This is a genomic window from Pseudanabaena sp. FACHB-1998 (assembly GCF_014696355.1).
In the GTDB taxonomy this organism is placed as follows: domain Bacteria; phylum Cyanobacteriota; class Cyanobacteriia; order Pseudanabaenales; family Pseudanabaenaceae; genus Pseudanabaena.
In genome coordinates, this window is the sequence record NZ_JACJQA010000019.1 from 50,368 (window position 1) to 75,329 (window position 24,962).

Sequence of the window (24,962 nt, forward strand, 5' to 3'; positions counted from 1 at the left end):
TATAGTTAGAATACTTCCTCTCAGTATTATTTCTTATGGCAAGCCCAATTCAGTGGTATCCCGGACATATCGCTAAAGCAGAAAAACAATTACTCGAACAACTAAAGCTAGTTGATGTAGTGATTGAAGTGCGCGATTCTCGGATTTTGATGTCTAGTAAACATCCTAAAATGGAAAAATGGGTAGAGGGAAAGTCACATATTTTAGTTTGCAATCGGATTGATGCCATATCTTCTACGGTAAAGACGCAGTGGTTGCGCTGGTTTATCGAACAAGAGCGTATGGCTTTCTTTACTGATGCACAGGCGGGTAAAGGCATGGTCGAACTCTTGAAAGCGGCTCAAGTAGCGGGGGAAAAGGTAAATGAACGTCGTCACAGTCGGGGGATGTTGCCCAGACCAGTAAGAGCCGTAGTTGTGGGCTTTCCCAATGTGGGCAAATCAGCGTTGATCAATCGCCTGCTCAAGAAAAAAGTAGTGGCTAGTGCTAATAAACCGGGGGTAACGCGCCAGTTGCGCTGGATTAGAATTTCTGATCAAATTGAGCTACTTGATACTCCGGGGGTAATTCCGCCTTTGTTGCACGATCAGGAAGCAGCTTTGAAATTAGCAATTTGTGATGATATTGGTCAGGCGGCTTACGACAATGTGTTGGTGGCGGCTGCCGCCGTAGATTTATTGATGGAACTAAATGTAAATCTTATGAGCCGCTACATTGTCGATCCGCAAACTGTTACTTCGGGAATTGAGTATATTCATGAAGTTGCAGCTTTAAATAAATTTCAAGGGGATTTAGATAAAGTTGCCAGATTGATTTTGTACGATTTTCGTAAAGGTAGATTAGGAGCGATCGCCTTAGAAATGCCACCCTTCTAAGGTATCTATTAATTCAGAACAATTTATCTGTATATCATTCTAAAGATACATGCCAAATTCCTAATTTATACTGAATTTTAGGAAGCTATAGAAAATGCGCATTTATAGTCCCGTATAGGGTTACAAAGCTCTGGACAAAAAATATGGAGGCTTTGACTCTAATACAAAACACGTAATTATATTTGCAATTTAACTATAGTTGTACTTTTGTGTTTTTAACTAAAGTAGTGACCGCTATAATTAATCCAATAATAAAAAAATTTAAAAATTTAAAATTTATTTCATCCAATCCATAATATGACCAAGCAGTCTAAGCCTAAGGTTACTGCCAAAAATAAATCTAAAGATAAATCTAAAAATAAAGTTCAAGCCCCATTAAAAAAAGATATACCAGCAAATCCTGTCGCCATCGATCAGGAATTAGCTTTAGCTGTAACTGATACCCTTCAAGTCGCACAGCAAAAGGCTTTATTTGGTGTGATTGCTAAAATTAGAGAATCTTTAGATTTAGATAGTATCTTGAAGTCAACCGCGATCGAGGTACGCCAGCTATTAAACGCCGATCGCGTTGGTATGTATCGCTTTGATGAAAATTCGGAATTTGCCTGTGGAGAATTTGTATCTGAGTCAGTGCTACCGCAGTTTAAGTCCGCCTTAACGGCAAAAATCAGTGATCACTGCTTCGGTGAAAATCATGCCAAATACTATCAACAGGGTAGGATCTGGGCTTGTGCGGATATTTATGAGCAGGGACTACCGACTTGTCATATCCAAATTCTAGAACGCTTTCAGGTTCGCGGTAACTTAGTTGTGCCTTTACTAAGTGGCGATCGCCTTTGGGGTTTGTTATGCATTCATCAATGCTCAGCCCCACGCAAATGGCTAGAGTCTGAGATTGACTTTGTAAAACAAATTGCTACCCATCTCGATGTCGCCCTCCAACAGGCGGAATTTGTTGCTAAGTTGCAAACTCAGTCAGACTATCTAGCTCGTGCTGTAGAGCAAGCCGTAGAACGGGAAAAGGCTGTTGCGGTAGTGATAAATAAAATTAGGCGATCGCTTGACCTAAACACTATTTTTACGACCACCACCGATGAAGTTAGACAATTACTGCAAGCCGATCGCGTGACGATCTATCGCTTTAACCCCGATTGGAGCGGAGAATTTATCACCGAATCAATGTTGACTGATATGCCATCGCTTATGGAGGCTCAAGAACAATATCCTGAATTTAAAGCGAGTATTAGCGAATGTAGTTTAAAGTGCTTGGCAGATCTCACCTCCACAGACACTCATTTACAAGCTACGGAAGGTAGAGAATTTAGCCCTAGTCGAGTCTTTCGAGTCTGTGAAGATATTTATGCGACAGGCTTTTCATCCTGTTATATCGAAGCTCTGGAGCGTTATCAGGCAAGAGCCTATGCGATCGTAGCCATCTTTAAGGGAAAGGAGTTATGGGGAATAATGGCGGCGTACCAACAAACCGAAACTCGAAAATGGCAAGAATCTGAAATCAATTTTTTAATCCAAATCTCTACTCAATTAGGAACAGCCATTCAACAGGCGGAATTATTTGGATATGCTCAGCAATATTCTAATGATTTGCGAACCACCTTAGAAATAGAACTGCAAAAACGCGCCGATCGACTTGCTCGAGATGCTGAACAAGAACGCGCCTTAGCAAGGGTTATAGAACGAATTCGTCAGACCTTAGATATTGATACGATTTTTAAAGCTACAACTCAAGAAGTTCGCCAAAACCTCAACTGCGATCGCGTAGTTGTTTATCGCTTTTTTAATGACTGGAGTGGTGAATTTATCTATGAATCCAAAAATGATGAATGGTTATCCCTAGAAGAACTAGGGGAACGCAATAAAATTTGGGAAGATACGCATCTTCAAGAAACTCAAGGGGGACGCTATTTAAACCACGAATCTTTTACTGTTGACGATATTTATAATGCGAATTTGACGGAATGCCATGTGGGGATTCTGGAAAGTTACCAAGTTCGCGCCTTTATGATTTCACCTGTATTTGTTGCCGATAAATTATGGGGATTATTAGCTGCTTACCAAAATTCGGGAAGCCGAGATTGGGAAGCTAGTGAGATTAGACTGCTCACTCAAGTTGGCAACCAATTAGGCGTAGCTTTACAGCAAGCGGAGTTATTAGTGCAACTCCAAAAAGCGAAAGAAAATGCAGATACAGCTAATAAAGCTAAAAGTGACTTTCTAGCTCACATGAGCCATGAATTGAGAACTCCTCTCAATGCGATTCTTGGCTTTGCTCAAGTGCTGTCTAGGGGGGAGCCCCTCACTCAGCAACAAATAGAGCATGTCAGCATCATTACTCGTAGTGGCGAACATTTACTTACATTGCTAAACGATGTGTTGGAAATGTCTAAAATTGAAGCGGGCATGATTGAACTAAATGCTAAGACTTGTAATTTCCATATCCTGCTAGCAAGGTTGAAGGATATGTTTATGCTGAAAGCTCAAGCAAAAAACTTACAACTTATTTTTGAGAAGGCGGTCGATGTTCCTAAATATATCCATGCCGATGAAAGTAAACTTCGACAAATTTTAATTAATATCATTGGTAATGCCATTAAATTTACGGAAAAGGGAATTGTCAGTCTTAAAGTTGCTTACAAAGATGGTAATGACAACCTAGAAATGAATGGCTATAGCCATCTCTTTTTTGAAGTTGCCGATACAGGCTCTGGGATAGCTGCCGAAGAGCTAGATATTTTATTTGAGCCATTTGTCCAAACAGCAACTGGTCGCCGATCGCAAGAGGGAACGGGCTTAGGGATGGCGATTAGCAAGCGCTTTGTCAAGCTAATGGGTGGCGATATTCGAGTGGAAAGTATAGTGGGTGAGGGGACAGTCGTTAAATTTGATATCGAAGTACAAATGGCTCGACCCAGCGATCTGCCAATTCCCTTAAATCGCGAAAAAATTGCTTTAACTGGTGATCTATCAACCTATCGCATTCTCTTGGTGGATGACAAGTATGAAAGCCGATTTCTGATGAAAAAACTCCTTGCTCCTATTGGTTTTGAAATTCGAGAAGCGGTAAATGGACAAGAGGCTATAGAAATATGGCGATCGTGGCAACCGCATCTGATCTGGATGGATATGCAAATGCCCGTAATGGATGGATATGAGGCTACACGAATTATCCGTGCTTCCGAGTCTCCCGAATCAAGCTGCAAAATTATTGCCTTAACCGCTAGTGTATTCGATACTCAGCGTTCGGCAATGTTGGCTTTGGGGTGTGATGATTTTGTGAGTAAACCGATTCGTGAAGAAGTTATCTTTGATAAGATTGCGGAACATCTAGGCATAGTTTATTCCTATATAGAGAGCGAAACTGAAGATGTAGATTCTAGTCCAGAATTGCTAGATCTCCAGCAAACAATTCAGCAAGATTTACACAGTTTAGACACTTCATGGCTTTTGGAACTTCATCTTGCCACGAGAGCGGCTGATGAAGAATCCATCTTCTTATTGCTAAGCCAAATTCAAGATAGTCACCCTGCCTTAGCAACCTTGATTGAAGATTTAGTTAATAATTTTCATCTCGACCAAATCATCAACCTTATCCAACCAGTGATTGATAAAAACAATGAAAGTTAATACTGAAGTTAATATTGAAATTAATATTGGAAACAATATTAGGAAAGTAAAAGAAAATATTCTGGTTGTGGACGATCGCCCAGAAAATCTAAGATTATTGTCTGAAATTCTTTCGAGCCATAACTATAAAGTCCGTAAGGTAACCAGTGGCAAGCAAGCGATCGAGGCAGCCCTGATCGATCCGCCTTCTATAATTCTCTTAGATATCATGATGCCTGATATGAATGGCTATGAAGTTTGTCAATATCTTAAATCTCAAGAGCGAACCGTGGAAATCCCCATTATCTTTTTAAGCGCTCTTGATAAAAGCTTTGACAAAGTAAAAGCCTTTGAAGTTGGCGGTGTGGACTATGTGACTAAGCCTTTTCAGGTTGAAGAGATCATCATCCGCGTCCAAAATCAGCTTACGATTTTACGTCAAAGGATCAGTCTCCAAGAACAACAAAAACTCCTTGCCCAACAAAATGAACAATTAAAACAGGAGATTCAAGAGCGTCACCAGATAGAACTAGATTTAGCAAAAGCGAAAGCGGCGGCTGAAACTGCCAATCGTTCTAAGAGTGATTTCTTAGCAAATATGAGCCATGAAATCCGCACGCCCATGAATGGAGTAATCGGGATGGCGCAATTATTAATGATGACGAAACTTAATAAGGAGCAGAAGTATTATACAAGTCTCATTCAAGAGAGTGCTAATTCTTTGTTGAGCATTATTAATGACATTTTGGACTTTTCTAAGACAGATTCGGGGAAACTAGAATTAGAAAGACGGGTTTTTCGACTAAATGATACCTTACAATTTGTGTGCAGTTTGTTGCATCAATCGGCTTTAGAGCAAAGTATTACTCTCAAATCAGTAATCCAACCCAATGTACCTTTGGAGATTGAGGGGGATGAATATCGGTTGCGGCAAATTTTGCTTAATCTTGTGGGTAATGCCATTAAGTTTACCGAGCAAGGTTTTGTATTGGTGAATGTGGAATATGATGAAGCATCAAAATTTTTACATTTTACGGTGACTGACTCAGGGATTGGCATTAGTAGCGATCGCCTTGATAAGTTATTTAATCCTTTTATGCAAGCAGATACCTCAATTAGCCGTAAATATGGCGGAACTGGCTTAGGATTAGCGATTTGTAAAAATCTAGTGGATTTGATGGGAGGGACTATTTGGGTGGAAAGCGGAGGCTGTATTGGTGGGAAACCCCATCCATTATTTCAAAATACTGCTACTGAGAATCTTTCTACTTCTCCTCATTCTTCGTATCAGTCTAAAGGCACTTCTTTTCATTTTACGATCGCCGTATCTATTCCGACAAAGCTTCAATTAGTCCATCATTTCGATAATCTATCTCCTGCAAATCTTCAAATTGCCGAAAAATTTCCACTGAATATTTTAGTAGTGGAAGATAATCTCATGAATCAACGATTAACTTCTCTGATCGTCAAGAAATTTGGCTATAGCGTTGATATTGCTAATAATGGTTTAGAAGCAATTCAATTTGTCCAAGATCATATCTATGACATTGTGCTAATGGATGTACAGATGCCTGAGATGGATGGCTTAACTGCGACAAAATGGATTCGTCAAAATCTGCAATATCAACCCCATATTGTAGCGCTTACGGCAAGTTCTTCGCTAAGCGATCGCACAACTTGTTTTAATGCGGGAATGAATGATTACATCAAGAAGCCCATTGATTTTCAAGAAATTATGCGCGTAATTTTTCAGGTAGTGTCCCATTTAAATCCCGATGCTAGTTAATAACCAACAGGAATTTTTTAAAAGTGTTGCATAGCAAAACTTTTAAAAAATTCCTGTTGGCTTGCTTTTGGCAATAGTTATATTTGTGAGGGTAAGCATTGATATGGCGATCGCCATATCAACTTGCTGTATGATCATCAAAGCGAATATAAGCGAACATCTCAGAACTATGCGTCTATCTCAAATGCTCTGGGTCACTCTAAGAGAAGATCCCGCCGAAGCAGAACTCACAAGTCATAAACTCTTACTCCGTGCAGGCTACATCAGGCGCGTTGGTTCAGGCTTGTATGTATACTTGCCGCTTATGTGGCGCGTCTTGCAAAAGATTTCGGCGATCGTGCGTGAAGAGATGGACGAAACTGGCGCACAGGAATGTCTCTTAACTCAACTACAACCTGCGGAGCTATGGCAAGAATCAGGGCGTTGGGATACCTACACCAAGGCGGAAGGAATCATGTTTGCCCTCACCGATCGCGCTAATCGCGAAGTTGGTCTGGGTCCCACCCATGAGGAAGTAATTACGGCGATCGCTAGAGATACGATCCGCTCCTATCGTCAATTACCGCAGCATCTCTATCAAATTCAAACCAAGTTTCGCGATGAAATTCGTCCTCGATTTGGCTTAATGCGTGGGCGCGAATTCATTATGAAAGATGGCTATTCTTTTCATGAGAATGAAGCTAGTCTGAAGGAAACTTACTATGAAATGGATCGCGCTTATCGGAAAATGTTCGATCGCTGCGGCTTAAAGTTCCGTGCGGTTGAGGCTGACTCGGGCGCGATCGGTGGCTCTGGCTCACAGGAATTTATGGTGCTAGCGGAAGCGGGTGAAGATGATATTCTCTTTACGGAAGATGGCAAATACGCCGCCAATGTGGAGAAAGCAGTCTCTCTCCCACCTGATCTAGTTCCTTCTAGTTTTGATAAATTTGAGAAAGTCCATACCCCCAAAACAAAAACCATTGAGACGGTTTGCAAGATGTTGAAATGCGACCCCACTCAAGTTGTGAAACAGGTTCTCTATCAAGTCATTTATGACAATGGCATGACGGTTTTGGCTTTAGTGAGCATTCGTGGCGATCGCGATGTTAATGAAGTGAAGTTGCAAAATGAGTTAGTCAAACTAGCCGATAGCTATGGCGGCAAAGCCGTGATTAATCTCCAAATTGCTGATGCTGAATCCCAACAAAAATGGGCGCATTCCCAACTTCCCGTTGGATTTATTGCTCCTGATTTAGATAACTCCTATATTGATAATATCAAAGGCTTCGCTCCTAAGTTCCTTCGCCTTGCCGATCGCACGGTTGCCGATTTACAGAACTTCGTTACGGGAGCAAATGAGGCTGATTACCATGTAGTCGGTGCGAATTGGGGTAAAGATTTCGCCTTACCTACGGTCGTAAATCTGGATAAAGCAAAGGCAGGCGATCGCGCCGTACACGATCCTTCGCAAATCCTTGAAACTGCAAGAGGCATCGAAGTTGGTCACATTTTTCAATTGGGAACGAAATATTCCAAAGCGATGAAAGCGACCTTCACCAATGAGCAGGGTGAAGAACAACCTCTAGTGATGGGTTGCTATGGTTTGGGTGTGTCGCGCCTTGCCCAAGCTGCCGTGGAACAGTCCTACGATAAAGATGGCATCATCTGGAATAAGGCGATCGCGCCTTACCATGTGATTGTCACGGTTCCTAATATTGGCGACGCTAAGCAAATGGATGTGGGCGAACGTCTCTACACGGCTCTCAATGCCGCAGGTGTGGAAGTGCTGCTAGATGATCGCGATGAACGGGCGGGCGTAAAGTTTAAAGATGCCGATCTTGTCGGTATTCCTTACCGCGTCGTGACGGGCAAGGCGATCGCCGAAGGCAAGGTCGAAGTTGTCAATCGCGCTACTAAGGTCGCAACTCTCGTAGCGATCGAATCCGTCGTGGAATACTTACAAAACGAACTCCGATAACCAAAACTAATCGAAACTAATCGAAGAAGCGTTGAGCGCTTCTTCGATTAGTCATAATCACCATATTGCTTTGGAGCTTTACCTTTTGTCTCGACGACCTTCGCTTTTTTGAGCTTAGGATTAGGTTCTTCAATACTTTCTAATACCACGTCAAACTCCCACCAGTCGCCAAAATCAAACACATAGGTCAGGCGATCGCCTTTAGTAATTTGCCAGTTTTTTAACAGAACTGTATCGGTAAAAGGTGACTCTTGAGCATAGGGATGGCAGACGGTTTTTTGAAAACCCTTGCGGTCTTTATAGACAAATTGATGTAAATGATCGTTGGCAAAATTAAAAGCGTCCAGAATTGCCGAACTAAAATCATAGAGCGTTAAATTGGAAGGAATCGCAATTTTTCGCCATACGGTTTCTGTAGAAATCCGATCGCCTTTCATTACTTGGATTTTCAGAGACACCTTAAAAATAAAGGTTCCGTCTTGGGCTTCAACCACAAATGTTTGCAAATTATTTTGCCACTCAGGAAATAACTCTAAAGCTTGAATCTCTTCTTGCAAAATCTCTGTAGGTGTTAAATCTTGAGAAACCACATCCACACCCATTGATGTCTCTTGCTCAAAATCACGATCATCGTCTCCGTCTAATGCTTGCAGCATCGCTTTGATCCAATCGGTAGCACCTAGAATATTCATCATCGCATTGCCAAAGGGTAAAGCTTTTACACTCTCCAAGCACCAACCTTTCCCCGCTAGAGGTTGTTTATCTTTTAGAATGACGAATCCAAATAAACCCAACAGAGCCACATTATGGAGCTTGTTTCGACTGATCCAACTTTCATTTTGATAAGGTTCCTTGATTTTAAGCCCTTCCTTGGGCAAGTCATTCCAACTATTGAAAACATACCACCACTCATTTACGCCCCCTCGGTGATCGCCCATAATATTCTCATCGGCATAAAACATCCATGTCGCGAGTAAATTGAAATATTTCTCAGTATCGTTTAAGGTCTGCCATGAATTGAGAACTGACTGATCAATTTGTAAAATCGGCTTCTTCTCTGCTTGAATCTTCCCCATTTCCGAACCACGCAGGAGTAAATAGAGTCCGTGAATATAGGGATAGGACTTTTGGCTAGGACGCTGAAGGTCAATGCTAATAGGCTTGCTCAGCAGGCTATTAATTTCCTTGAGATATTTAGGGGCGATCGCATTTTGACTAGCACTGACTTCCACTTTATTTCTCAGCACATAATCCACCAGCACCTCAAAATCTTGGACTATTTGACTAACTTGACGGGGGATAAATTGATTCTTGGTAAGAAGTTCGATCGCTTTCAGGTCTAGGCTTACTTTTTTTTGCTTAGATTCAGTTGATAGGTGTTGATATATATACATTTGGTTTACCTTGTATCTATCTATTAAAAACCCAGCCCCCAAACCTGTGGCGCACGCTGCGCGTGCGCCACAGGTTTGGGTTTTATATTTAATTTCGCCTAGCTACTTATTCTAAGATATTGATTCAGGATTACTCATTATTTCATGTTTGTCGAGGTCAGATATAGCCAGCAAATGGCGTTTGATTTGGGAACCGATATTTTCATTGTCCGAGGTTTTAGAGATAAAAGAAGTGGCTCCCACAAACTTAGCTCTAATGCGATCGATTAAAGTATCATTACTGGTCAAGATTAGGATTGGTGTATCTTTAAATTCGGGAATACGGCGTATTTGGGTACATAGTTCGTACCCTCCGACAATAGGCATCACTAAGTCGAGGATAATCAAATCAGGTTGATGTTCGACCAATAATGGTAGTACCTTGATAGAATCACGAATCCCTAAAAAACCAAATCCAAAATCCTTAACAATATTTTCGATTGTCGCGCAGACCTGATTGCTATCATCAATACAGGCTATCAGGGGATGCATTAATGCAGGCAGAATAGGCGGATCGATTGACTTCTCTTTTTTTAGTTGATTGGATTTTTCGTAAAAATCACGATCAACTAACATTGATGATACTGGTGATTGAATATCAGCAACTTCCGCTAGCCCCACTAATCCTCGATGATAATATACCATCAGCGATTGAACGAGGGTATGTAAATCCTTCTTCATCCATGTGGATAGTTCCCGAAGCGATCGCCTACCATCAAGGATAGTAATGAGAGTTTTATAGGTAAGTTCCGAGGCTTCTTCTTTGAGTTGTTCGGGACGCTTGATCCAAGGCGATAAATTGGGTGAGAAGTCTGCTATGCCTGTTTTTCGCCAAGTCCACCATTCCTGTTGGGCGCGATTGATTACACTTTCTGCATGCATGAGGGAAATTACAGGAGTAATTTCTTCTTCAAAATCACAATAGTAAGTAATCCTTTCATTAGCTGCATATTGGATGATATCGAATAAGACTTCATGCACAAAGCTTTCGATGATTGGGGCGGTTTGTTCGCGAGATAAAACCATCCGCTTCATCAAAATTACTAACACATGATAATCCCACAGCCTTATTTCTTCAGTGGTGCGGAGAGAAATTTTGCTAAGGTCTACTTGCACTTTATGCTGGGCTAACAAACGCCGCCACCGACGATGGTGATGCGCTCCCCCCGAAGCCCACACTAGTCTGCCATGACAATAGTAAATGCTCCATTTATAATCTTTGACCCCATGAAGCTCTAACTTCCCCGTGAACTGCTTACGACCGTAACCGCGCAATTGTTCGACAAGGCTATAAACGGCTAGGTTGTCTGTATCCATGCGTCTTAGAAATTAGTTTTTCTAGCTTGAAGGATTAGTAAATTTAACTTGCCTGAGGAATCGGTTGAAATCACTAAAAATTCAGCTTTTAGAGGCTGTTAGAGATTAAAGATTATTCATTACAGTCAATATAATGAATATATAGCAATTGTCATGATATATGGCTGCTATTGCTTGTATCAAGACAAAATTAAATTCCGTAAGTAGTACTAAAACCTGTAGCGCACCCACACCACTGAATTATTGCGTGAGAAGAGAGTAGCTACTTAGTTGAACACGAGTTGAACATGATTCGGGCAGGATCGGATTTGATATAACCTACACAATTCTGTAGTATCTTGATGGAGACTTGGCGCTCTTACACTCTTCGTATTTTGATTTCTTGCAACTTTTTAGGTCTATTCCATACCCATGTCGAAGTCATCTAGAACTAGTAAATCTGCTCAAAAGAAACAATCAGCTTTGCTGATGTACATAGGCATTGGGGCAGCAGTAATCGCTACGGGTGCGGGTGGAGCTTATTTCTATTTTGCTCAGCGATCGCAAGCTATTAAAGGAATTTTAGGTGCGGCGGCAGCCATTCCCCAAGAGGCGCAGGTCGTCATGGCTTTTAATACCAAATCTGAGCCTTGGAATAAATTGGTGCAGTTTGGGACTCCTGCCTCCCAAAAGCTGATTGGTGAGGGGATCGCTAAGTCACCCTTGAATTCTTTATTAGTACAAAGTAAGACTGAATATAGTCGTGATGTCCAGCCTTGGCTAGAGGGTTATGTAATAACCGCCCTAGTGCCGAATACAGCTCAGCCCCAAGCCCCTGACGCGACTTTGGTAATTGCCCCCACCCGCGATCGCAGCAAATCCGATGCTTTTTTGGCGAAATATCGCGAAGCCTTGACTCAGCAAGGCGCAAGATTTACGGCTAAGCAATACAAAGAAGTTACCTACTACGAATCCCCTACTCGCGATCCCAATAACAGTGTGGTTACGGCGGATATTGGCGGACAGTATGTGGCGATCGCGACTACTTCGACATTGATTCAGCAGGCGATCGACACCTACAAGGGCAGCAATTCCTCCCTCGCCAAAAAGCCCATCTTTGCCAAAATCTATGGCTCAGCTAACCAAACTAAAATTGCTGATCCGCTATTACAGGTCTACCTTGATGGGGATGTAGCTCTCGAATTTATTGGCTCACAGGCGAAGTTAAATTTAAATGAATCGGCGATCGCGCAGTCCAGACGCGAGCTAGATGCAATGACCCTCACAGGTGGCACGCAAAAGGAGGGTTTACGCTTTGAGATTAATACCTATCTCAAAAATGACAATACGAATCCCATCGCTAATAATGAAGCGAAGGTGCTGGGGCTATTGCCACAGGAAACTTTTTTGCTAGTTTCGGGCGTAAACCTCTATCAATCTTGGCAATCTTTAGTAGCTCAAGCTAAGGGAAATGCTAGCTCAGCGCAATTAATCGATCAAATTCGTAAGGCTGTCAAAGACAGTACAAAGTTAGATCTCGATCAAGATATTCTCAAGTGGATGAACGGGGAATTTGCGATCGCCGCAGTTCCTAATAATCAAGGCATCTTGGCAAATCCCGGCTTTGGCTTTGTGGCGATCGCCCAAGCCAGCAATCAGGGGGCGGCTCAGAGCGCCCTTGATAAGATTGACAAGGCGGCTCAATCGGCTTCGGGCGGGGTTTTACCGAAGGGTGTCGAACTCAAGCCCAAGCAAATTGGAGATAAGTCGGTAATTACTTGGGCGATCGGGAATACCAATGTGGCTACTCGTGGCAGTCTCGACAATAACTTTGTGTTCTGGTCGATGGGCGATCTTGCCGATACCTTTGTACCAAAACCAGCCCGTAATCTCCCCGAAAGTAGCCCATTTCAAATTTTGACTACAGGTATTCCCAAGGCAAATGGTGGTTATTTTTATCTCAATATGACTACGGCGCTCACCTTAGCCGATCGCCTATTGCCTCCTGAAGTTAAATCCAATCCTAGCTATACCGAAGTGCGAGCAGTGCTGGATGCAATTAATGGGCTTGCGGTGACATCAACTAATGTTGATGCCAAAACTACGCGCCTAGATTTCCTATTTACCCTTAAACCCACCCCCGGAAATTAAACATCTAAGTTTTTGATGGCACGGCTCCGCCGTGCCATCAAAAATCATAAGCCTTGCGCCATCATTCGCTTTTGAGGATTAGCAAGTAAAATAGAAAATATAAGTAGCTAGGCATAATAAAAAAACAAAACCTGTGGCGCACGCGCAGCTTGCACCATAGGTTTTAGGGTTTTATATTTAATTGTGCCTAGTTACTTACCGCATACTCATAGCTATTTTTAATATCTTTAACAATCATGGTTACAGCAGCACCCGACACTAAATCTGATACTAATGCCCGTGACTTATTTCAAGCTGCCTACGAAAATCGTTATACATGGGATAGCAATTTCTCAGGTTTGACCGCTAATGTGTCAGTGGCGATCAATGGCGTAGCCAGAACTGGCAAAGCTCGCATTAATGCAGATCTCTCGGTGGAAGTGAGCATGGATGAGCCACAATTAGTCGAACGCACAAGCCGCACTCCCAGTGGTGAAGAAAAAACTGTTTCTGTGGATGAGGGACAAGAATGGCTCTATAACCAACTGCGCGATGTGGTCACCCATCGCAAGCGGAAGACCTTTGAAGAGGCGCATGGTAAGTCTAGCTTTAATCTCGGCGCTACCGACGAATCGGGAGCCGTAGAAATCTTGGTAACGGGTGACTCGATGGGATCAAACTACAAAGTTCGTGGTAACGAGATCTCGATGGTTAGCCGTGTAATGGGTCGTATTGGGTTTGTGATTAATCACCTCGGACATTTGGATACAGGCGAGGGTTATCTTTCCTCTCTTTATACAGCCGTGTTTCGTAATCCGATGAATGATGAGATTGTGCGTCAGGCTCGCTTTGAGGATGTCTACGAAAAGCTAGGAAATTACTATGTAATGACCAAGCAAATCGTGAGTTCTAACGAGCAAGGTAAGACCAAAAACTACGAAATTGTCTTTACTGATATTCAACTGTTGAATTAATTTAAAATGCGAAAGAGAGTTATGGCTCTTAGCGCCGTAACTCTCTCTTCATACTGTTGAACTAATGAATTATGAAAGCCGATCTTGAACGGTTGTTAATTTCTGAAGCAGAACTATTAGAATTAACTGGTTTTGATCGCCAGAAAATTTTAGAGTCAACACAGTTATCTCCGAGACAAACTAAAGTTCAAAAATTGATTTCGATCGCGAGTGCGGCGATCGCTTTTATTACCATTGCGAGTATCTTTTTGCCGACTTTACGCATTACAGGTATTGTTTTTCTAATTAGCTTGACCTTGGGGACTTTGAGCTTTGCGATCGAATTTGCAGAAGTAGCGGTGTTATTTTTTTGCGTGGCAATTGGCTCGGCAGTGTATTCACTTTTGGTGTTGATAGGAACAACTTTGGGAGTGATTGTACTTTGCTTATCCTTAGCGATCGCCTGTGGAGGCGTGACTTTTTTTCTCGCTAAATGGATTATGCAGACTTGGAAGGTTTCCAAAAACTCTCAACAAAAAAAAGTAATTCCTCCAATTATCTGGCGTTTATTTAAGGAAGTGGATAAATGTAATAGAGCGATCGGTGATATTGATATCTTCGATCAGCTACAAGATGCGGGTAATCCGATTAAATTAGAATCTAGGGAATCAGCGATCGCAGCTTTACGCATGACCCGTAATGATATTGTTAGGGCAATGAAAACTGAGCGCATTTTGCGAGAAAATCCTGATTTTCATCCCGATCGCTTTGATATTGATCTCAATGCTTTTGAGGCTTTGCAAATAAGCGATCGGGCTAAGGAATATGGTCGAGTTTTTGATACCACTTTGCAAATAGCAATCGATGTGCAGAAAGCCATGCAGGAATTACAGGAATTTAGTAATTAATCCAAAAAGGAAGGAGGAGCAAAGTGCCGCCTTCCTTTTTGGATTTTATAGCTGCTGTCATTCTTGTTAGCACACACAACCAGAAGCGAGTTGCGGCGCTTCGCGCCGCAACTCGCTTCTTGGGTTTTGATTAGTCCTAATAAATTAGAAGCTTATGGGGTAGAGTAAAAGAGTAATTGTGAATAAACTCTATTTCCATGCAAGACGATAAAAGTAAATATGGCAACTCAGATGGTGAAGATGAGTTCTTAAAATTGGGAGGGAAAACATCTAATTTTGTGATTTTACCTGCTCAAATTACTTACCATCACATTAAGGTTGAGGAATCGGATAAGCCCATCGCGGCAATTAAATATAATGGATTCACCTATAGTTTGTTTCGGACTAGTTCTAGTTGGGCAGAAGTCGAAAAATTAACCAATCGTCTTTCGGCGGCTTATGTGATTACAGTAATTGCCAAAGGGTGGGCGATCTGGGTATTTGAGTATTAAGAAAAAGGGGGGGTAAGCGCGTGAAATATCCTGACCAAAAAAATTCGGTCGAAGATGATTTTATTGAGAGTTGGAAATCTGTGACGATCGCCATCTTCTAAAAAGTTTACGAGAGCAACCAATCAATTAATTAGATTTCATTGACGCTGTTCGAGAAGTTCTGTAAAAGCTTGTTCAAAATCTTCATTCGTAATTCGTAAATTTTCGAGTAGATTAGAAGCTTCGCGTTGGTGACGACGGATGGCAAAGATGGCGGCGCGATTGCTTAAAAAAGCGAGATCGGCTCCATTCCAATTGTCAGTGCGTTCCGCCCAAATTTCTAAATTTAGATTTTCGTCAAGGGGGCGATCGCGATTATGGACAGCCAAGATCGAACTGCGGCTATCGCGATCGGGCAAATCCACCATCATGTGTAGCTCAATGCGACCCGATCGCAGTAAGGCGGGATCGATAAAATCGCGGCGATTAGTTGCGCCAATTACTAACAGCCCTTCCGCCGACTGCAAGCCATCTAGCTCGGTTAAGAGCTGACCAATCACGCGATCGCTTACGCCGCTATCACCTTGATAGCTGCCTCTCGCAGGGGCAAGGGTATCGATTTCATCAATGAAAATCACACAGGGAGCCGCTTGTCTCGCCTGAGCAAATAACTGGCGAATTGATTGCTCCGATGCGCCCACCCATTTAGTGAGCAGTTCTGACCCAGCAACGGCAATAAAATTAGCTTGAGCTTGGGTGGCGATCGCTTTGGCTAGCAAGGTTTTACCTGTTCCGGGGGAGCCATAGAGCAGCACTCCCCTTGCCGCCTTAGCGCGAGTATGGGCATAGAGGGCAGGATCGATTAATGCTCCTGCTACGGCTTCTTGGAGAGTTTGTTTAACCTTGCTGAGTCCACCGATTTCTGACCAATTCACTTTGGGAACTTGGATCTGGAGCGATCGCAGAACGGCTGGTTGCACTTGCTTGAGCGCGATTTCAAAATCTTCGCGATTAATATCGAGATTTTCGGGAATATCGGCAACGCTTGCCACTTGACGCTTGAGAGCATTGGTGGCGGCGACTTGGCATAGCCCTTTAATATCAGCTCCCACATAGCCATAGGCGCGATCGGCGATTTCCTCTAAATCGACATCGGCAGTTAACGGCATCGATCGCGTATGGATGCCGAGAATTTCGCGACGGGCTTTGCGATCGGGAATGGGAAAGATGATTTCGCGATCAAATCTTCCGGGGCGGCGCAGGGCGGGATCGATCGCATCAGGTCGATTTGTAGCCGCAAGGACAATGACTCCTTTCGTTTCTGCAAATCCATCCATTAAGCCGAGTAACTGCGCCACTAGCCGCTTTTCCACTTCTCCTTCCACATTGGCGCGATTGGGAACGAGGGCATCGATCTCATCGATGAAAATCAAACAGGGAGAAGATTTGGCAGCTTTCTCAAATACCTGTCTAAGCCGAGTTTCGGCTTCGCCGTAGTATTTACTAATGATTTCAGGCCCAACGATCGCGATGTAATTTACGCCCAAGACATTAGCAAGCGATCGCGCTGTGAGGGTTTTGCCTGTACCGGGGGGGCCCACGAGGAGAACGCCTTTAGGTGGTTCGAGTCCTAATTGCACTAAGACATCGGGACGTTTGAGAGGGATTTCCACCAGATCTCGCAATTGGGCGAGGGTATCGCCTAAGCCGCCCACCAATTCGGCGATCTCTACGGGTGTGGTATTTGACTCGTTAGAAATATTCGGCTTTTGCGGTTTGGTGACTTCGGGAGAGCTAACTTCGCGATCGCTACCTGTAGCAGTCGTGACGGAAGATTTAGGAATATTGCCACGACGGGGAATACTGGACAGGGGGCGCGAAGTGACATTTACCTGTGTGCGAATTTCCCCAGATTTTTGCTTTTCGTCTAATTTTTGAGCGAGATCGATGAGTTGATCGAGGTTAAGTAATTGTTTAACGTCATCCACTAAGGATTCCAAGCCTTCTACTTTAAAAGCAAATTTATCCTTAAAATTATCCTGTTCATTACTCATCGATCTAGTTCCTTTTAAAAATAACCCCACCATAGAATCTGGTGACCCGCACCAGATTCTATGGTTTAAATTTATGCTTAGAGATACGCTACACAGTAAGAAACTAATTTTTAGAAGTGCGGCTTTGCTGCGCTGCTAAAAATTGGGGTTTTCTTAAATTGCATATTTCTTACATATTCACTATGTTAACGCCGATTGAGAGGCGATCGCATCAGCATAAAAACCTTCAAACTCAGATTAGGGTGGGCTTAATATCTATGGAAAGCACAGATTCCTGTCAAGTCTTTGTCTATGGCACGCTCAAGCCTAACGAAGCCAATTATGCGAAATATTGCGAGGGCAAAATTCTCACGCAGCAACCAGCGATCGCCTATGGTAAGTTATTTGCGCTGCCGATGGGCTATCCTGCGATGATTCAAGGCGATCGGGAGGTGCAGGGTTATTTATTCTCTTTTGAGGACGATCACATTTTCGAGTCCCTTGATGAATTAGAAGATTATCAAAGCGATCGCCATTTTTCGGAAAATTTATATACACGCCAACGCATTGAGATATTTGATTTGGAAAGAATTTCTCTGGGTTGGGCATGGACATATTTGATGACCCTAGAGCAAGTCTCTAAGTTTGGCGGAATTTATCTGGAAAATGGTCTATGGGTTGCTGTATCTAAACCTTTCCCACTCAAGAAATAGCTAGGCGCGGCTTCGCCACGCCTAGCTATTTCTTGAGTGGGAAGGAAGTAGGCATAATTAATTACAAACCCAAGCCCGTAAAGTTGCGTCCCGAAGGGACGCAACTTTACGGGCTTGGGCAATTTATTTTGCACAAGCACTTCAGTACAGAAATTTTAAGTAACTTTACTCAAAATGGAAATTGTGCCAAAACCAATCAAGATCACCCCACTCACCCAATTGAGCCAACTTGACCAGCGACGGATTTCTAAAAACTGCTTGATGAGTCCTGTAAATGTCCCTGCGATCGCCAGAGGTAAGACCGAACCGATCGCGTAAGCTAGCAAAAATTCCGTACCAATCAGTAAATTTCCTGAGCCTGAAACCCAAGCTAAAAGCGTAACTAACACAGGCGTACTACAAGGGGAAGCCACAAATCCAAAGGATAGACCAATTAAAACTGAACGCAGTCCTTGCGGTAAATTTTGAGATATTTCCCAATTTCCCAAACTGGGCATTCGCAAAGAAATTACTTCCAATAGTTGCAAGCCCATGACGATCGCGAGAATTCCCATCACTACCGTCCAACCCCAAGCGGTTTGTCCATAGATTTTGCCCAGCAGCGCCGCCGCCAGCCCGAAACCCGTCAAGGCGATCGCAAAGCCTAAGCAGAACCAAGCCGATTGTCCTGCCGCTTTCCATGTGCTTTTGGCTTCGTAGCCCCCAATATAGCCAATGGTGAGGGGCAACATGGACAAGGTGCATGGAGTCAGACTAGTCGCTAATCCTGCCAAAAAGACTACGCCAACGGTTGTCCATGAGGCATGGTTCAGTTGGGTTAACACCAAAGTATTAACCCCTTGTTCGAGTTGGTAAAACCCATAGGCAAGCGATCGCCCAAAAGTATAAAAAGCATCAAGAATGTGGATCATAAATATTGATGATACTACTACAGTGCAAGGGCTGCGCTTTGATCCTAAATTACTACTGGAACTATGACACTTCTGAGCACTGAGCACTTAGTTTGCCGCAATTACCACCCGAAAACCGATATCTTTGTAACGATCACTTTGCCAATGCCATTCACGACTTGCAGAACGACAAAGCCTCGCCTCATTACTCCATGAACCACCCTTGCGTACTCGCCGCCCTGAATTACCTTCAAGCCAAGGCGTACCATCCGCAGGCGCACTATTAAAATTATCGTGCCAAACATCCTCACACCATTCCCAAACGCCGCCATGCATTTCGTAGAGTCCCCAAGGATTGGGAACTTTCTGCCCAACGGGTTGCGATCGCTTGTTAGCATTGTCCACAAACCACGCATAATCACTAAGCTGCGCTGGACTGTCGCCAAAATGATAGGTCGTATTCGTACCCGCACGACAGGCATATTCCCATTCAGCTTCACTGGGTAAACGGTAAGCATGAGCATGGGGCGATCGCGCGGCTAACTTTTGGCAAAAATCCTGAGCCTCTAGCCAAGATATATTTTCCATTGGCGCTTGCAAACTCTCTCGAAAATTGGCGGAATTGCTCCCCATGATGGCAAACCACTGCTCCTGAGTGACCGCAAACTTCGCCATATAAAAAGCCCTGACCTGCACTTCCACCAAAGGTGATTCATTATCTCTTCTTCCCAATTCATTAACTGGCGAACCCAGCATAAATTTCCCCGATGGAATCCGCACCATTTCGATCACAATTCCATTTCCCAATTCATCTCGAAAAGCTTTTTCGCCTCGCTTAATCGGATCGCGTGGCGGTTCGGGAATCTTCGGAGCTTCTACAATAACGATAGGTTGGGGCTGAGGTTTGAGTCGGTCTAAGGCGATCGCCAAGGAAAATCCCGCGATCGCTGATCCTGCATTTATTAATAGTTGTCGCCTATTTAGCGTGATGGGAATTTTGGCTACTTGCACCAAAGATTGAGCGATCGACAATGCTTTAACTGTTGACACCTCTAAAGCCTTAGACGATTTTTCTCTGGTCTTCTCTTTATCAACAACATCCACAAATCGACTAAATTCTTGGCGAAACTCTTCTAAATACGCATAACCTTCTACATAGTCGCGCACTAACCAATAATAGTTCTCTTCCTTAAAAAAAGCCCTTACCTTGGGTGCAAGCGTATAATTCTGTCCAATTTCATACAGCTTAGTTGCGATCGCTTCATGATCAAATTTATGCTCACATTCCTTTCCAGTATCCCCAAGTTCCACAACATGCCAGCAATAAATCACACAAAGCGGCTTCACAATTGCAGGAATTTCTAGATTTTCAGCAAGATAAATCACCAAAGAGATGACATCAAAATCTTCATTATCAAGACTTCGCTGAATGCGATAACGATTGCTCAGAATGCGATCTAACTCCATACTAAAATTGTATCTCTTCCCTTAATACATTTCATAAGATCGGAGATCGCGCTGAAGATTAAATTGTAGAATTTCTAGAAATACCTTTAGAATTAGTCAAGAGTGTAATTTTTTAAAAATCCGTAAATTAAAATATTGATTCGGAGAAGCGAATATGACTAGTGTTGTTACTGATGTACTATTTCCTAATCTCGCAATTACTTCAGAACAAATTTTTGTAAAAGCAGGAATTTAGGATTTTTCCATAACCCCAAAACCAACATAATGCTTCCTCCCTTTATAGTTTTAGATCCGATCCTTCAAGACTGGTTACGTGAAGATATTGGGCGTGGTGATCGCTCTACTAGTGGTTTATTTCCAGGTGGCAATGCGCCTATTGGTCAGGCTGTATGGATTGCTAAAGCGGATGGTGTCATCGCAGGTTTAGCGATCGCCGCTAGAGTTTTTCGATTGTTAGATGCTGATGTGAGTTTTGTGGCGATCGCGCAGGATGGCAAACCCGTCAAAACTGGCGATCTGATAGCCAAAATTAACGGTAGCCTCGCCACATTACTCATGGGCGAAAGAGTGGCGCTCAATCTCGTCATGCGTCTATCGGGAATAGCCAGTACAACTGCCGAATATGTTAAAGCGATCGCCCATACAAAAACTCGTTTAGTCGATACGCGTAAGACGATTCCGGGAATGCGAATTATGGAAAAATATGCCACTTTTATTGGTGGAGCTATCAATCATCGCTATGGGCTAGATGATGCGGTGATGCTCAAGGATAATCATATTGCAGCCGCAGGAGGAATTAAGGAAGCAGTGCAGAGAGTGCGAGAAAATATTCCTTTTACAACTTCGATTGAAGTAGAAACGGAATCGATCGCTCAAGTTAGGGAAGCGGTGCAGCTAAATCTAGATGTGATTATGCTGGATAATATGCCCCTATCGATGATGCGTGATGCGATCGCGATTATTCGCCAGCATAGTCCCCATACGAAAATCGAAGCTTCAGGAAATATTACTCTTGAGACGATTGCCCAAGTTGCGGAACTGGGAATGGATTATATTTCTACTTCGGCAATGGTGACGCGATCGCCTTGGCTAGACATCAGTATGCGAATCAAATAACTCCCCAAAAAGATTGCTAAGCAATCTTTTTGAGGAGTTTGTGCAAATCAAATGAAAAAAAAGAGCGCTTTGCGCTCTTTTTTATTTGCAGAATTTCGATCTAGGCTATTCCACAATTCCTAATAGAGATGGAGGAATTGTTTGGGGAAGTTGGGGAGCAATAAAACCTGATGAGTAAAGATGAGGATTAGACTGAGCAACTAAACTAAAGGCATCGCGAGCCTGTTCGGTTACCGCCACAGTTTTAACATCATAGGTTTGAGTCGCCAACTTGGGATACAAACCGATCGCCACAATCGGAACTAGTAGGCAAGCGGCAACAAATACTTCGCGAGGCTTAGCATCACTAATATATTTATCAAGAAGCAAATTGGGATTTGTCTTGCCATAGAAGACTTGACGTAGGGTCGAAAGCAGATAGATAGGAGTAATAATTACACCGACTGCGGCGAGGAAAATCATCACAATCTTAAAATTGGAAGCATAGACATCACTGCTCGTAATACCGAGGAAAATCTTCAATTCGCTTACAAATCCACTCATCCCGGGCAATGCGAGAGAAGCCATTGCCGAAGCCGTCATCAATGCAAAAGCCTTGGGCATGATTTTCGCAAGACCGCCCATTTCATCCATCATTAAAGTATGAGTGCGATCGTAGGTGACTCCCGCAAGGAAGAATAATGCACCTGCAATCAAGCCATGAGATAGCATCTGTAAAACTGCCCCACTTACACCAAGGTCGTTAAAGGAAGCAAGTCCCACCAAAATGAAACCCATGTGCGAAAGCGAAGAATAGGCAAGACGGCGCTTCAGATTTTGTTGGGCAAAGGCGGCGATCGCACCGTAAACAATTCCCACCACGCCCAAAATTGCTAGGAGAGGCGCAAAGTAAACATGAGCATTAGGCAGCATTTCAATATTGAAACGGATTAAAGCGTAGCCCCCCATTTTCAGCAATACGCCTGCTAATACCATTGATACAGGTGCAGAAGCTTCCCCGTGAGCATCGGGCAACCATGTATGCAAGGGAAAAATCGGCAGCTTCACCCCAAAGGCAATCAAGAAACCAGCATAGGCTAATAACTCAAAGGCGATCGGATATTGCTTCATTCCCAATTCCGCCATATTGAAGGTGGTAGTATCGCCATAAAAAGCCATGGCTAAACCAGCGACGAGAATGAAGATCGAACCAAGAGCCGTATACAAAATAAATTTAGTAGCGGCATAAAGACGCTTAGCACCACCCCAAATCGAAATCAGTAGATAGACAGGAACTAACTCTAATTCCCACATAAAGAAGAACAGTAATAAATCCTGGGCCGCAAATACGCCAATTTGAGCGGTATATAAACAGAGCATCAAGAAATAAAAGAGTCTAGGCTTTTCGGTAACGTTCCAGCTAGCAAAAATCGCCAGTGTGGTAATTAAACCTGTCAATAAAATAAGTGGCATGGACAACCCATCCACAGCCAAAGCCCAATTTAAACCAAGGCTGGGAATCCAAGGGTAGGTTTCGGTCATCTGGAATGCTGATTCATGCAGGTTGTATTGACTCCAAAAGCCATAAACCATTAAAGATAGTTCTATAAAACTAACGGCTACGGCATACGATCGCACTGTCTTGCCGTACTTATCAGGAATAAAGGGAATCGCGAAGGCGGCGACTAGGGGAAACAGGAGAATTGTTGTAAGCCAAGGAAATTCTGCAACAGACATGGTGAGGATAATTACTTACTCGCTAAGTACATTGTAGGAAGGTTTTGTAAACTTGTGTTAAGTCTTTTGACATAAAAGTTAACAATATCCAAATCATCCTAATAGATGCAACCCTATACCCAGTCTTATTTCTTAGGATTTGGATTAATATTCATCTATAAATTGTCATCATGATAATAGATATCATTGAAGACTATCTATGTTTTAGGGCTATGACTTTTTTTTGCGATTGCAGTAGATATATTCATGGCAAGTGCGATCGCGAGACAATTTCTATTAAGATCGAATTTCCATAACAAAACCATTAGATTTATTATCGTTAAGCGACATTAAATCTCAACATTCACCTTATACGCTCTCAAAACACAAATGAAGACTTGGCTCAAACCTGCTCAGCGACTAGGAAAACTCCCTCCATACGTTTTTGCCCGCCTAGATGAGTTGAAGCTACGAGCGAAAGAGCAAGGTCTAGATTTGATCGATCTGGGGATGGGTAATCCCGATGGTCCCACCCCCGAACCCGTGATCGAAGCAGCGATCGCCGCTTTGCAAAATCCCAAAAATCATGGCTATCCACCCTTTGAAGGTACTGCTAGTTTTCGGCGGGCGATCACCGATTGGTATAAACGGCGTTATAACGTGCAGCTTGACTCCGAGGGGGAAGCCTTACCCCTGATTGGTTCTAAGGAAGGGCTGGGTCATTTGGCGATAGCCTATATCGATCCAGGGGATTTAGTTCTTGTGCCTAGTCCCGCCTATCCCGCCCATTTTCGGGGACCATTGCTTGCAGGTGGCGAAATTTATGAAATGATCCTTAGTCCTGAAAATGATTGGTTAATTGACCTATCAGCCATCCCTGAAGAGGTGGCTCAAAGGGCGAAGGTTATGTATTTCAACTATCCCGCCAATCCTACAGGCGCGATCGCCCCACGCGAATTTTTTGAAGAAGTAGTTGCCTTTGCCAAGAAATACGAGATTATGCTAGTGCATGATCTTTGCTACGCCGAGCTTGCCTTTGATGGCTATACCCCAACGAGTTTATTAGAAATCGAAGGCGGCAAAGATGTGGGCGTAGAGTTTCATACTCTCTCCAAAACCTATAATATGGCAGGCTGGCGCGTGGGCTTTGTGGTCGGCAATCGGCACATTATTCAGGGCTTACGCACCCTCAAAACCAATCTCGACTACGGCATTTTTTCGGCAATTCAAGTGGCGGCGGAGACGGCTTTGCAACTTCCCGACAAATATCTGGAAGCCGTATGCGATCGCTACAAAGAGCGTCGTGATTTCCTAATCGCAGGGCTAGGAGAATTAGGTTGGGATATTCCTAAGACCTTTGCCACCATGTATCTCTGGATTCCTGTGCCTACAGGTATGACCTCCGCTGACTTTGCCCTCAAAGTACTAGAAAGCACGGGCGTAGTATTTACCCCGGGGAGTGCCTTTGGCAAAGGTGGCGAAGGCTATGTCAGAATCAGTTTAATCGCCGATTGCGATCGCCTTGGCGAAGCCCTAAGTCGCCTCAAACAAGCTGGAATTCGTTACAACAACTAATAAAAGACGGCGCAACGCGCCGTCTTTTATTACGGAAAAAG

Annotated in this window: 17 protein-coding genes; 11 read left to right on the forward strand and 6 right to left on the reverse strand. The window is 43.3% G+C overall.

Features of this window, described 5'->3' with window-relative positions; all coding sequences use genetic code 11:
* Positions 1-35 precede the first annotated feature (35 nt).
* The 4 genes from ylqF to H6F42_RS07515 all read left to right on the forward strand — a co-directional run bounded on the left by ylqF (position 36) and on the right by H6F42_RS07515 (position 8,242).
* A complete protein-coding gene (gene ylqF / locus H6F42_RS07500) occupies positions 36-875 on the forward strand; it encodes a ribosome biogenesis GTPase YlqF (RefSeq protein ID WP_190398732.1) in 840 nt (279 codons plus the stop codon).
* Between the two features lie 297 nt (positions 876-1,172).
* On the forward strand, positions 1,173-4,517 hold the full coding sequence (locus H6F42_RS07505) for a GAF domain-containing protein (protein ID WP_190398733.1): 3,345 nt from the start codon (positions 1,173-1,175) through the stop codon (positions 4,515-4,517).
* Positions 4,507-6,282 carry a response regulator gene (locus H6F42_RS07510; RefSeq protein ID WP_190398734.1) on the forward strand — a complete coding sequence of 592 codons (1,776 nt, stop codon included), beginning with the start codon at positions 4,507-4,509 and terminating at the stop codon, positions 6,280-6,282. The genes H6F42_RS07505 and H6F42_RS07510 overlap by 11 nt, the downstream gene beginning before the upstream one ends.
* 169 nt (positions 6,283-6,451) lie before the next feature.
* Complete coding sequence (locus tag H6F42_RS07515) at positions 6,452-8,242, forward strand: proline--tRNA ligase (RefSeq protein WP_190398763.1); 1,791 nt, start codon at positions 6,452-6,454, stop codon at positions 8,240-8,242.
* Between the two features lie 47 nt (positions 8,243-8,289).
* On the opposite strand, the gene H6F42_RS07520 is transcribed toward H6F42_RS07515, so the two are convergent.
* The gene (locus H6F42_RS07520; RefSeq protein WP_190398735.1) at positions 8,290-9,636 is read right to left on the reverse strand and encodes a plasmid pRiA4b ORF-3 family protein; all 1,347 of its coding nucleotides are present in this window, start codon (positions 9,634-9,636) and stop codon (positions 8,290-8,292) included.
* A gap of 111 nt (positions 9,637-9,747) precedes the next feature.
* A complete protein-coding gene (locus H6F42_RS07525; protein ID WP_190398736.1) occupies positions 9,748-10,992 on the reverse strand; it encodes a response regulator in 1,245 nt (414 codons plus the stop codon).
* Positions 10,993-11,403: 411 nt separating this feature from the next.
* Between H6F42_RS07525 and H6F42_RS07530 the strand changes: the two genes are divergently transcribed.
* The 4 genes from H6F42_RS07530 (at position 11,404) to H6F42_RS07545 (ending at position 15,453) form a co-directional block, all read left to right on the forward strand.
* Positions 11,404-13,122, forward strand: a complete 1,719-nt coding sequence (locus H6F42_RS07530) for a DUF3352 domain-containing protein (RefSeq protein WP_242018362.1) — start codon at positions 11,404-11,406, stop codon at positions 13,120-13,122.
* 236 nt (positions 13,123-13,358) lie between these two features.
* Positions 13,359-14,075, forward strand: a complete 717-nt coding sequence (locus H6F42_RS07535; protein WP_190398737.1) for a DUF3386 domain-containing protein — start codon at positions 13,359-13,361, stop codon at positions 14,073-14,075.
* A gap of 71 nt (positions 14,076-14,146) precedes the next feature.
* Positions 14,147-14,962 carry a hypothetical protein gene (locus H6F42_RS07540; RefSeq protein WP_190398738.1) on the forward strand — a complete coding sequence of 272 codons (816 nt, stop codon included), beginning with the start codon at positions 14,147-14,149 and terminating at the stop codon, positions 14,960-14,962.
* A gap of 197 nt (positions 14,963-15,159) precedes the next feature.
* Positions 15,160-15,453: a hypothetical protein gene (locus H6F42_RS07545; RefSeq protein ID WP_190398739.1), complete on the forward strand. Its 294-nt coding sequence runs from the start codon at positions 15,160-15,162 to the stop codon at positions 15,451-15,453.
* Between the two features lie 137 nt (positions 15,454-15,590).
* Here the strand turns inward: H6F42_RS07545 and H6F42_RS07550 are convergent, their stop codons facing one another.
* A complete protein-coding gene (locus H6F42_RS07550) occupies positions 15,591-17,486 on the reverse strand; it encodes an AAA family ATPase (RefSeq protein WP_190398740.1) in 1,896 nt (631 codons plus the stop codon).
* Positions 17,487-17,743: 257 nt separating this feature from the next.
* On the opposite strand from H6F42_RS07550, the gene H6F42_RS07555 reads away from it, so the two are divergent.
* Positions 17,744-18,178: a gamma-glutamylcyclotransferase gene (locus H6F42_RS07555; RefSeq protein WP_190398765.1), complete on the forward strand. Its 435-nt coding sequence runs from the start codon at positions 17,744-17,746 to the stop codon at positions 18,176-18,178.
* A gap of 155 nt (positions 18,179-18,333) precedes the next feature.
* Here the strand turns inward: H6F42_RS07555 and H6F42_RS07560 are convergent, their stop codons facing one another.
* Entirely contained in the window at positions 18,334-19,089 is a 756-nt protein-coding gene (locus H6F42_RS07560) for a cytochrome c biogenesis protein CcdA (protein ID WP_190398741.1), read from the reverse strand.
* Between the two features lie 87 nt (positions 19,090-19,176).
* Positions 19,177-20,535 carry a formylglycine-generating enzyme family protein gene (locus tag H6F42_RS07565; RefSeq protein ID WP_190398742.1) on the reverse strand — a complete coding sequence of 453 codons (1,359 nt, stop codon included), beginning with the start codon at positions 20,533-20,535 and terminating at the stop codon, positions 19,177-19,179.
* Positions 20,536-20,799: 264 nt separating this feature from the next.
* Between H6F42_RS07565 and nadC the strand changes: the two genes are divergently transcribed.
* Positions 20,800-21,651: a carboxylating nicotinate-nucleotide diphosphorylase gene (nadC, locus tag H6F42_RS07570; RefSeq protein ID WP_190398743.1), complete on the forward strand. Its 852-nt coding sequence runs from the start codon at positions 20,800-20,802 to the stop codon at positions 21,649-21,651.
* Between the two features lie 105 nt (positions 21,652-21,756).
* On the opposite strand, the gene H6F42_RS07575 is transcribed toward nadC, so the two are convergent.
* Positions 21,757-23,367: an NAD(P)H-quinone oxidoreductase subunit 4 gene (locus tag H6F42_RS07575; protein WP_190398744.1), complete on the reverse strand. Its 1,611-nt coding sequence runs from the start codon at positions 23,365-23,367 to the stop codon at positions 21,757-21,759.
* A 369-nt stretch (positions 23,368-23,736) separates the two neighbouring features.
* On the opposite strand from H6F42_RS07575, the gene H6F42_RS07580 reads away from it, so the two are divergent.
* Positions 23,737-24,921 (forward strand): aspartate aminotransferase, encoded by a 1,185-nt coding sequence (locus H6F42_RS07580; RefSeq protein WP_190398745.1) that lies wholly within the window; start codon positions 23,737-23,739, stop codon positions 24,919-24,921.
* Positions 24,922-24,962 lie beyond the last annotated feature (41 nt).